The sequence below is a fragment of the Ochrobactrum sp. BTU2 genome, from assembly GCF_024539785.1.
Classification (GTDB): domain Bacteria; phylum Pseudomonadota; class Alphaproteobacteria; order Rhizobiales; family Rhizobiaceae; genus Brucella; species Brucella anthropi.
In genome coordinates this window covers 1-9,427 of record NZ_JAHWRG010000042.1, presented here as the reverse complement: position 1 = coordinate 9,427, position 9,427 = coordinate 1, and the positions used below count along the sequence as shown (strand labels likewise).

Below are 9,427 nucleotides of genomic sequence, written 5' to 3'. Positions count from 1 at the left end.
GCGTAACGCCCGCACAGAAACTGAAAATGGCCGCGTGAATTCTACTGACGAGCCCCGTTAAAAACGGGGGGATTACCGCTTAAAGGACTACCAAGGAGCTGAATTCCGATCCTTGTAATCTTTGGCAAATTTCCATGCTTCTTTGAAGAGATCGAACTCTCTTTTAAGATCATGTTGTCGGGCAAATTCACCGAGTTCTTTTACGGTGTTGAGATATTCATCGATATCTACGTTACTGAAGTCTATCCTTATCAATCATGAGGAACCCTGCACCCTTAACGAATGCGACCTGTTGAAATTAATTAAAAAATATAGATCGACAAGAAAAACCTTATCGATCTATATTTTCAACAATACATGAATTACATCCAGAAGTCAAGCGTTATTTGAAGTCATTCTCGAGGTTTTTCAAGAATTTCTGGGTGGTTTGCAAATAATGGCCTTTCCCATAACGGGCGGTCATTGTTTTGAACTTATGACCCATGAGTCTGCTCTGCAATTCTTCTGGAACGTTGTGTTCCCGCATTCTATCGGCAAACAGATGTCTCAAGCCACGCGGTGAATGATCATCGCTTTCATTCAGATTATTCTCATTCAGGAATTTGCGAATGGCGTTCGAAGCGTTATCCGGCCCGTTAGGGTCTGCATAGCGCGTGAAACCTTTTGGGAATTCCTGAAAGGCTTTCAACGCCAGTCCGACGAGGGGAATAATGCGTTTGCGAAACTTGGTCTTGGTTCCCCGCGTTTTGTTAACCCGTATGATTATGTGCGGGACTGCATGATTGAGCTTGATGTCGGTATTTGGATCAAGCCCGCATAGCTCTTTGTATCCACATCCTGTATCGATCATCGCGAAGAGCAAAGCGCGTGCGCAGTCATTCATGCTTTCAAAGGGATTGCCAGTGAGCCAGCGCCTTTTGATGAATTCTGTTGAATAGACGCTCGTATTCGATTCATCATCGTCCTCGTCAAAGTTCAATTTGTCGAAGACTGTCCCATCATTGAGGTCATGCTCCTTGTTAAAGCCGGATAACAGCGTGCGAATATGCATGAGGTATTTGTTCGCTGTGTTTTCGACAATTTTCCCATCACTTATTTTCTTTTTCAAGAATGCATGAAAGCTTTTGGCATCGTCACGTGTGAGCTCAGACACCAGTTTATCGGTCCCGATATGATCGATCAAAGTTTTGATCGCCAACCTTCGTGGATTAAGATGCTTGCGGCGTGAGTTGTCGTCGAGCTTGTTTAGTCGGTAGTCTTCCCGAGCTTCATAGAGCTCAACAAGCTTGGACAGATGAGTATCGCGTTCCGAGGCATTGAAGAATGACTTGAAAAGGAACGGGTCCTTGCTCTTGGTTTTGCGCCATTCAGATGCAGTTTTGAAGAGAAGGTTGGGGCTTTGCGATGACTTTGCTCAAATCAATGAGTTGATGGCCTCTTGAGGCCGCTTGAGCCGCAAAAGCCTCGAACAAAATCGCTTCTTTTGTTGAGACGCCGTCCTGCAACATCTTCAATCGCTGTTCAGCGGCAATATCAGCTTCACCATAGAGCTGAAGTGCTTCGCTTTTTGAAGTGTAACCCGCAATATCATATGGCACTACCGGGATAGTCCGGGATTAAGTGGGGTTGTTTGGGAAGCTGGCAAAAACTGCGATTTATCAACGCATTAAAGCGGAAGAGCAGTAAGTCGATACTACATTGGCCAAAATCGCCGTGCAAAATCGGTTGGCACAAAACCGACCGAAACCCGAAATCGCGTGAAACCTAACCCTTTGAAAAACAAGAAACTGGATGCTTAAGGTGGGAAGAAAAAGTGGCACTAAATTCCTCTCTTCCCACCTTGTTTTAATTCAATGATTTCAATGCTGTAAATAAACGAGGCAGTTTAACGACCGCCTCAAGGTGGGAAATTTCAAATCGCCGCAACACCCATTAAAGCCCCTTTAACGGACGATCATCAGGCGGTGTTCCGGCCTTCCTCTCGGTTCCGGGATTGCTCCTGCAGCTTGCGTTTGAACAACAGGCTCAGCCGGGGAAGCGTCGCCTCGACCTCCTCCATATCGTCGATGTTGTTAACAAGCGTTAGAAGCTCATTATAGAGGTCGGCCGCATCTTCGGTGATGGTTTCACCGTGCATGCCGCCGCCTATTTCCTTGCGCGCCTCGCGAGCAAGCCGCGCCAGTTTGTGCATTAGCTGCTTATTGACAATCCTGCTGCGGGCCGGAGCTTTTGCCGGATCGGCGAACATCTCGCCATGCCCGGTAATTAGCCATGTTAGATTGATGCCAAATCGCTCGTGGTACATCGCCATAAAGGACGAATCGGGTTCCCTGACACCTCGTTCGTATCCACCAAGCGTTTCTAACGGCAAACCCAATAACTCTGCAAAAGGTGCTCGAGTTTCATAGCCGAGCGCCTTCCGTGCATCCGTAAGCCTTTGACCTAAAGGCGTTTTTATCTTCTCTGGTCGCGCCATGTCGAATAGTTCGTTTTGCGGTTTACAAAACCGCAAAACGAACTTAATGTCCTTTATGCGTAACGCGATTGCGTTGCGCTGTTGCGTTTCAAGTTCCAACAAAAGGCAGGTTGTTCCAGCAACCTGCCAATCATCCGGAGGCGTCCAGTGACCCGAAAGTCATGGGATAACATCGAAATCAAGCGAGCGCTTGAACGTGCCGGTTGGACCCTGACGGGCCTGGCAGAATTCAAAGGGCTCAACCCCAACAATTTCCGTGCTGTCTGGTCGCGTACGAACAGACCTGCACAGGAAGCGATCGCCGAAATTCTCGGCGAACGTGTCGAGGATCTATTTCCGACGCGTTACCCCATTCGGAAGTCTCGAATCCTTTCTATCGAAAATGAGCAGGCAATTGCGAGTCAAAAAGCGACGCGCTCTTCTGACAGGGTTGCAGCGTAATGACCCGTTTCTTGTCAAAACTCGTCCGCGTTTCTGACAACGCCACTTTTCACGACATCCTGTCTTTCTGGACAGTCGTCGCCTTCATCCTGGGCGTGATGTTTTTCGCCCAGGTTGCCGCTATCGCCGTCATGATTGTGAGGGCTGGATGATGGATACTCATATTCCAGCACTTAATCTGATGGCGATGGGGGCGCGCTTTCGGGAAGAGCGAGCGCATTGGCGCAATGATGAACTCTCTGAATGTTTGCTGTTGACCGCCGACGCCATCGTCATGCTTGAGGCAGGCAAGCTTATTCCTGATGCCTTCCTTTTATTCCGAATGGCCTCTAGCGGGCTTGACGTTCAGTACATCCTCACCGGCATTCGTTCACTCAACTGGTTTCAGGTGACAGCGGACCTCAACCGCTTTGATGCGATGGAGAAAGAATCCGGTCATCACACGCATGCATTTGAGGCAATTCAATCCGCTAGTCCGGAAGTTCTTGGAACAATTCGCGATCTTATTGTCGATGCTGTCGAACAAGGATGGTCGCTTGAACAGTTTTGGACAGTGCTACCCGGTCGCCTTAACGAAATCAGTCAACGCCCCGCTTGGCGATAACAGGACGCGCAATCTCCAGAGATGATCTGAGGATTGCTTGAAAGTCCTTTTCAACCTGAAGCAACAAAGGGTCTGATATGTATGCGTCACCATCTTTATCGGTTAACTTCTCGGAACGTTTCAAAGATGTCTCGGTGAATGTTCGGAGTTGCGGGTCTTTAAACATCTCGCGCCCTGCGATGACAGATAAGAGCCTCTCGATTGCGGAAAATCGGGCAAGGATTTTATCCTCAAGCGACAGGCTATCTTCTGTTGGGACGTGGTCATTTCCAGTCATTCAGATCGTTCCTTTGTGGTTGGCTCATAAGGGAATGTCAGGTGCCGGACGGCGCTCCAACGCCGTCCGGTTCCGCCAAGGTACCAAGATTCATCAAAACACCAATCGATTTCACAGATCGCGCCGCTCCCCCTGGCGCGATGAGCGCGCCCGCTATTTTGCTTCCCGTTTCATGGCGGGCGCGCATCCCTTCACCCAGTCTTCAACCGCATTTGAATGAGCATTCTCATGACCGCCCCATATGAGTACAAACGCATCCCGCTTTATCTGGTCGATGTTCCGGAGGGCCGCATTCGCCGTCAGCGCGCTGAGCGTGTTGAGACATTGGCCAAAGACATTGCCGCCCAGGGTCAGTTGCAGCCGATCGTGGTGGTCGAAACGGAAGACGGGCGCTTCAGCCTTGATGACGGTGCGTTGCGCGTTGCCGCTCTTCGTCAGAACAAGGTCGATGAGATCGATGCCCGCGTTACCCCTATTTCATGGCTGAAGCCGCAGGAACGCCGCCTGCGCGAGATCATGATCAATCTCAACAGAGAGCCATATACTGCGCTGGAGGAAGGTGAAGCACTCGCCGAACTGAAAGAGGTTTATGAGGCGCTTTACCCCGATACCCGAAAGGGTGTTGCAGGTGGTAAGGCTCGTCAGAAATCAGCAACGGAAATTTTTTCCTTTGCTGCCGCAGCAGCTGAGGCAACCGGCTTATCCGACCGCGCAATCCGCATGGCCGTCGCCATGGTCAACGGATTGTCTGAAGATACCAAGCAGCGCGTTCGCGGCACGAGCGTTGAGCGCAAAGCCCTCGATCTGCGCAATCTTGCCGTTATGCCGCATGAATTGCAAAGCAAGGCGCTTGATCTCCTTTTCAGTGAACCACCGCAGGCCGGTTCAGTAGCAGAGGCATTGGTGCTTGCTGAAGGTCGCAAGCCTGAAAACCCGGTCGAGAAGGCTTTCCGCAGTTTCAGCGATACCTGGACGCGGTTTGAAGTGCGCTATCGGCGCAATTTCATCAGGGCGCATAAAGATGAAATCCTCTCCATCCTGGCTGAGGAAGGCGCTCTCTGATGGTGAAGCTGCGGGGCGATAGCCTGACGGGCGATCTGCTGGCATGGGAACCGCCGAAGGTCGCGGCCGGGTTTGAACCCGGCGCGATCCGTGGCAACCGCCTTGCCTCACAGATCAGTCAGGCCGTCTCCCTGGCACTGAAATCATCCAGCATGTCCCGCGCTGAGATCGCCGCCGCCATGTCGATCGAGCTTGGCTATCAAATCTCGGAGAACATGCTGGCGAACTATGCGTCGGAAGGTGCCGAGACCCATCGTATCACGCTCGAACGCTTCATCGCGCTGATCGAAGTCACCGGCTGCATTGATCTGCTCGGCTTCGTCGCCGGTCGTTTCGGGCAAGTCGTTGTCGATCGGAAGTACCAGGCGCTGATCAACGTGCATCTGGCCGATGAGGCCGAGCAGAAAATCCAGAAATTCAAAGCGGCGGAAAAGGCCAAGTGGGGAGCCATCTGACCATGAATATTCACGCTCCAATGTCCGTTCAAATGTGGTTTACGGCACAGGAAATGGCCGATGCGGCAAGGGATGGCCTATTGCCCGGGCTGCCGGAAAGCAAACGCGGCATTAACGATCTTGCCGATCGCGAAAAATGGTCACGCTATCATGCACTTGTACGCCCGCGTGGCGGTCGCGAGGGCGGCGGCGGCTTTGAGTATCATATCGACGTGCTGCCTTTGGATGTGCGCCTTTGCTATCTTCAGCGCTTTATCAAGGTTGACGACGATGATCTGAGGATTTCTGGCGCTGTTGACGCCAATCTGAGCGAAAGAGCGCGCCAGGAGCGCGGCGCTCGGATTATCACAGTGCGACTTGCCGACCGATACAAGCGCCTGAATGGAATGACCGTTCTGGCTTCTGATCACTTGTTCGTCCAAGCTTTCAATCGCGGCAAGGTTCAGGACCTGCCCGATTGGGTTGGTGAAACCATCGGCAAGCTTTCCGTGCGCAGTCTTCAGAGGTGGCGCAGCAAAGCGCGGGATAATGATGGTCTGACACTTGCGCATGACCCTGCGGACGCACGTAAAGGCACCAGCCTCCTTGAAACTGCAAACCAAGGTGAGGTGCGTCGTCATATTCTAGCATGGATCGCCGACGCGCCATCGATGTCGGCGAAGGTCATTCGCGATCAGGTCGAATACCAGTTTGGACGCGAACTTGTCGATCGGGATGGCAGTTTGAAGCCATTGCCGGAAGTCCGGATGTTTCAGTATTTCATATCGCGGCTGCGCGAAACCGAGAAAGCGGCAATTCTGGCCTATTCCAATCCAGATGCTTTCCGTTCACGCATGAAGCTGGTTGGTACTGGCGCCTATCGGTACGTCACACGCATGAACCAGATGTGGATGATTGACGCATCGCCGGTTGACGCGCTCTGCGTCGATGGTCGCTGGTCCATGTATGCCTGCATCGATGTCGCAACACGCCGCTTCATCATCACATTCTCGAAAACTCCACGTGCTGAAGCTGTCGGCCTGTTGATCCGCCGCGCCATTCTCGAATGGGGCGTGCCGGAAGTCATCAAAACCGATAACGGCTCTGATTTCGTCGCGGCTGCAACCATGCGCCTTCTATCCGATCTCGATATCAAACCGGACACTTCACACGCCTATAGCCCTGCAGAAAAAGGGCTTGTCGAGCGGGCCATCAAAACATTTCAGCACGAAGTTGCCCCGCAGCTTCCAGGCTACATCGGTCACAACGTTGCCGAGCGGAAGGCGATCGAGAGCAAAAAGAGTTTCGCGCAGCGACTGGGGGCTGATGAGCGCGATCTGTTCGAAGTCACCATGACGATTGAGGAGCTGCGTTCCTACACCGACGACTGGCTTACCTACATCTATAATGAGAACAGGCATTCTGGTCTCAAGGGCATTTCTCCGAATGAAGCTGCCCTTCGATCCACCGAGCCAGTCCGGCGCGTCGATCAACGAGCGCTTGATGCCTTGTTGATGCCAATTGCTGGTAACAATGGAATACGCAAGGTCGGGCATCAGGGCATCCGTATCGATAACCTGTTCTATCTGCCGAAAGCCATCATGGTCGGCACAGAGGTTTTCTGTCGTCATCATCCGGATGATCTCGGCCAGATTTACGTCTACACGCCTGACGGTCGCCAGTTTCTGGACACGGCCATCTGTCCGGAGATATCCGGTGTCAACCCTGCCGAGTTCGCAAAAGCTCGCATGGATGCGGTCAATTCCCTCGTCAAAGACCGCCTGAAGGAGATCAAGGCGGAAGTCCGCCAGATCAAAAAAGGACCTGCTGCCATTGCCCGCTCCATAGAGGTTGCCAAGAAGCGGGTAACTGAGCGGTTGGCCGAAAGTGCGAACGTCATCCAGTTGCCGAAGCGCGAGGAGCAGCACTCGACGCCAGCAATATCTGCGGCAGTAGATGCCGTTACCTTGCCGCAGACGGCACACCAGCCAAAGCCATTGAATGAAAAGGCAGCAGCCATTCATGAGGCTCTGCAGCGCGAAGCTGAAGGTCGGCGGGAAACCAAGATTGTACATCTCGACCCTGACGCAAGCCTAAAGCCAGCGGCCCGTCGCTTCAAATGGGCGATGGATCTGGAGGCGCGCATTGCTGGAGGCGAGGAACTGGACGCGGAGAGCGCGGTGCAACTGGTTCGATATCAGGCCACCGCCCAGTACCAGACCAACAAAGACATGATGAAGATTTTCGGGCTGGAGAAAGCGCTTTTGACAGCCGTCTGAAAAGAAAAGGCCCCGTTAGCGGCGGGGCCAGTGAAGTCATTGCCATTACGTGTGAGGAAATCCATGACACCATTAAATGAAATTGTCAATGAAGCGGGCACTGCGCCGATCAAGAACGTTGCGCTGTGTCTGGCGCTGGCCCGTTCGCTGCAGAACCGCCATCCGTCGCAGCCGAACCTTGGTGTTTTTGCCGGTTTCTCGGGATACGGCAAAAGCAAGGCGGCGGTATTTGCGCAAAGCGGCACCAATGCCGTCTTGATTGAGGTTTCCGATACCTGGACGAAGAAGACCCTTCTGCAGAAAATCCTTTCCGAACTTGGGCAACCTCATGCCAAGGGCACGCTCGCCGATCTGGAAGAAGAGATCATCGGCACACTCGCCCGCGATCCGCACCGTCCCCTGATCATCGACGAAGCTGACAAGCTTGCCGACAAAAACATGATCGAAATGATGCGCATGATCGCCAAGAAGTCGAATGTGCCCGTCATGCTGATTGGCGAAGAATTGCTGCCGAAGAAGCTGGAGCGTATCGATCGTTTCCGCGATCTGGTTCTGGAATGGGTCTATGCACAGCCCTGCGATCTGGACGATACGCGCTCTCTCGCACGTGCTTATTATCCGACGGTTACAATCGCAGATGAACTTCTGGATCACGTGCGAGAGCAGGCAAAGGGCCGTGCCCGTCAGATATGCAACAGCCTCCACGCCATTGCCAACGCTGCCAATGTCGGCGGTCTCACGCACATCAGTCTGAAAGAATATCGCAGCCAGGACGGATATTTTGCGTCTGATAAGGTTCCTGTCCGCCGCGAACAGGAGGCCGCGTAATGTCGATCGTCCTGAAACTTACCGCTGCCAAGGATCGTCCGCCGATGCGTGGTTTCGATCACTACTGGAATGTGATCATGGATTGCGCGATGGCCGAGAAGCCTTTTTCAGCTCGCGAGATATTTGATCGTTCCAACGCCCGCATGTCCGACATCAATGATTTCCTGCGCCGATTGCTGAAAGCCGGAATAATTGAAATGACCAACGATATTGGTGAACGGAATGAGGCTTTCTATCGCGTTTTGGTCAGACAATCTGCAACGCCGAAAGTTCGCCGCGACGGCACCATCGTCGATGGGATGACGAAACAGCAGGCAATCTGGAACTATATGCGTTCCGAAGCCGGACGCCTTGGTTTCACCGCACAGGATATCACGGTGTGGCAGCGCGCAGGTGACACACCGATCGATATCGATGCCGTCAAATCCTACGTCAAGTTTCTGCACAAAGCCGGTTACCTACTGGAAGTTCAGAAAGGTCGCCCTGGCAAGCTCGGCGTCTATCGCCTGCAGCATCATATGAACACCGGCCCGAAGCCGCCGATGATCCTGCGCATCAAGGCCGTATTCGACCAGAACCGGCATGAAATTGTCGGCCCTGCAGAAGCGCAGGAGGTCCAGCCATGACCCCGAACATGACCACTGCGAAGCTCACCAATGTCGAGAAGGCACGTGCGGCCTGGGGTAGCGTTATTCCTGACTGGATCGTCATCCTGGCTGAAGCCTGTGATCGGGAAAGCCAGTCAGCGATTTCCCGCAAGGTTGGGTATTCGGCCTCTGCCGTTAGCCAGGTTCTCTCCAACAGCTATCAGAACGGCGATATTGGCCGTGTCGAATTGGCCGTGCGCGGTGCGTTGATGGCGGAGACTGTTCGCTGTCCGGCGCTCGGCGACATCGCCCGCAATGTCTGCATCTCCTGGCAGCGCAAACCTTTCAGCACCGCAAACGCCCACAATGTCCGGATGTTTCATGAATGCCGGTCCGGATGCCCGTTCAGCCATTTGAAGGAAGGAGCATAATCATGCTG

At 53.0% G+C, this 9,427-nt stretch carries 13 protein-coding genes; 9 read left to right on the top strand and 4 right to left on the bottom strand.

Annotated features, from left to right (window positions below; genetic code table 11):
* Positions 1–382: 382 nt before the first annotated feature.
* The 3 genes from KWJ32_RS27340 to KWJ32_RS27330 all read right to left on the bottom strand — a co-directional run bounded on the left by KWJ32_RS27340 (position 383) and on the right by KWJ32_RS27330 (position 2,578).
* A complete protein-coding gene (locus tag KWJ32_RS27340; RefSeq protein ID WP_151609581.1) occupies positions 383–1,183 on the bottom strand; it encodes a site-specific integrase in 801 nt (266 codons plus the stop codon).
* A 184-nt stretch (positions 1,184–1,367) separates the two neighbouring features.
* Positions 1,368–1,598, bottom strand: coding sequence for a hypothetical protein (locus KWJ32_RS27335; protein WP_256886588.1), 231 nt, complete (start codon positions 1,596–1,598; stop codon positions 1,368–1,370).
* Between the two features lie 359 nt (positions 1,599–1,957).
* Positions 1,958–2,578, bottom strand: coding sequence for a helix-turn-helix transcriptional regulator (locus KWJ32_RS27330; RefSeq protein WP_151691297.1), 621 nt, complete (start codon positions 2,576–2,578; stop codon positions 1,958–1,960).
* Between the two features lie 45 nt (positions 2,579–2,623).
* Between KWJ32_RS27330 and KWJ32_RS27325 the strand changes: the two genes are divergently transcribed.
* Genes KWJ32_RS27325 through KWJ32_RS27315 form a run of 3 tightly spaced genes read left to right on the top strand, consistent with a single transcriptional unit; the run spans position 2,624 to position 3,521 of the window.
* Positions 2,624–2,917, top strand: coding sequence for a helix-turn-helix domain-containing protein (locus KWJ32_RS27325; RefSeq protein WP_151691298.1), 294 nt, complete (start codon positions 2,624–2,626; stop codon positions 2,915–2,917).
* Positions 2,917–3,069 carry a hypothetical protein gene (locus tag KWJ32_RS27320; RefSeq protein ID WP_256886587.1) on the top strand — a complete coding sequence of 51 codons (153 nt, stop codon included), beginning with the start codon at positions 2,917–2,919 and terminating at the stop codon, positions 3,067–3,069. Before KWJ32_RS27325 ends, KWJ32_RS27320 begins: the two co-directional genes overlap by 1 nt.
* Positions 3,066–3,521, top strand: a complete 456-nt coding sequence (locus KWJ32_RS27315) for a hypothetical protein (RefSeq protein ID WP_151691278.1) — start codon at positions 3,066–3,068, stop codon at positions 3,519–3,521. The genes KWJ32_RS27320 and KWJ32_RS27315 overlap by 4 nt, the downstream gene beginning before the upstream one ends.
* On the opposite strand, the gene KWJ32_RS27310 is transcribed toward KWJ32_RS27315, so the two are convergent.
* A complete protein-coding gene (locus KWJ32_RS27310) occupies positions 3,496–3,798 on the bottom strand; it encodes a hypothetical protein (protein WP_151691279.1) in 303 nt (100 codons plus the stop codon). The genes KWJ32_RS27315 and KWJ32_RS27310 overlap by 26 nt on opposite strands.
* A 228-nt stretch (positions 3,799–4,026) precedes the next feature.
* Here KWJ32_RS27310 and KWJ32_RS27305 point away from each other — a divergent pair, with 228 nt between their 5' ends.
* The 6 genes from KWJ32_RS27305 to KWJ32_RS27280 all read left to right on the top strand — a co-directional run bounded on the left by KWJ32_RS27305 (position 4,027) and on the right by KWJ32_RS27280 (position 9,419).
* On the top strand, positions 4,027–4,860 hold the full coding sequence (locus KWJ32_RS27305) for a ParB/RepB/Spo0J family partition protein (RefSeq protein ID WP_256886586.1): 834 nt from the start codon (positions 4,027–4,029) through the stop codon (positions 4,858–4,860).
* Positions 4,860–5,315 (top strand): hypothetical protein, encoded by a 456-nt coding sequence (locus KWJ32_RS27300; protein ID WP_151663320.1) that lies wholly within the window; start codon positions 4,860–4,862, stop codon positions 5,313–5,315. The genes KWJ32_RS27305 and KWJ32_RS27300 overlap by 1 nt, the downstream gene beginning before the upstream one ends.
* A gap of 2 nt (positions 5,316–5,317) precedes the next feature.
* A complete protein-coding gene (locus KWJ32_RS27295; protein ID WP_256886585.1) occupies positions 5,318–7,573 on the top strand; it encodes a DDE-type integrase/transposase/recombinase in 2,256 nt (751 codons plus the stop codon).
* 63 nt (positions 7,574–7,636) lie between these two features.
* Entirely contained in the window at positions 7,637–8,401 is a 765-nt protein-coding gene (locus tag KWJ32_RS27290) for an AAA family ATPase (RefSeq protein WP_151663322.1), read from the top strand.
* A complete protein-coding gene (locus tag KWJ32_RS27285; RefSeq protein WP_256886584.1) occupies positions 8,401–9,027 on the top strand; it encodes a hypothetical protein in 627 nt (208 codons plus the stop codon). Before KWJ32_RS27290 ends, KWJ32_RS27285 begins: the two co-directional genes overlap by 1 nt.
* On the top strand, positions 9,024–9,419 hold the full coding sequence (locus KWJ32_RS27280; protein ID WP_151691384.1) for a transcriptional regulator: 396 nt from the start codon (positions 9,024–9,026) through the stop codon (positions 9,417–9,419). The genes KWJ32_RS27285 and KWJ32_RS27280 overlap by 4 nt, the downstream gene beginning before the upstream one ends.
* Positions 9,420–9,427 lie beyond the last annotated feature (8 nt).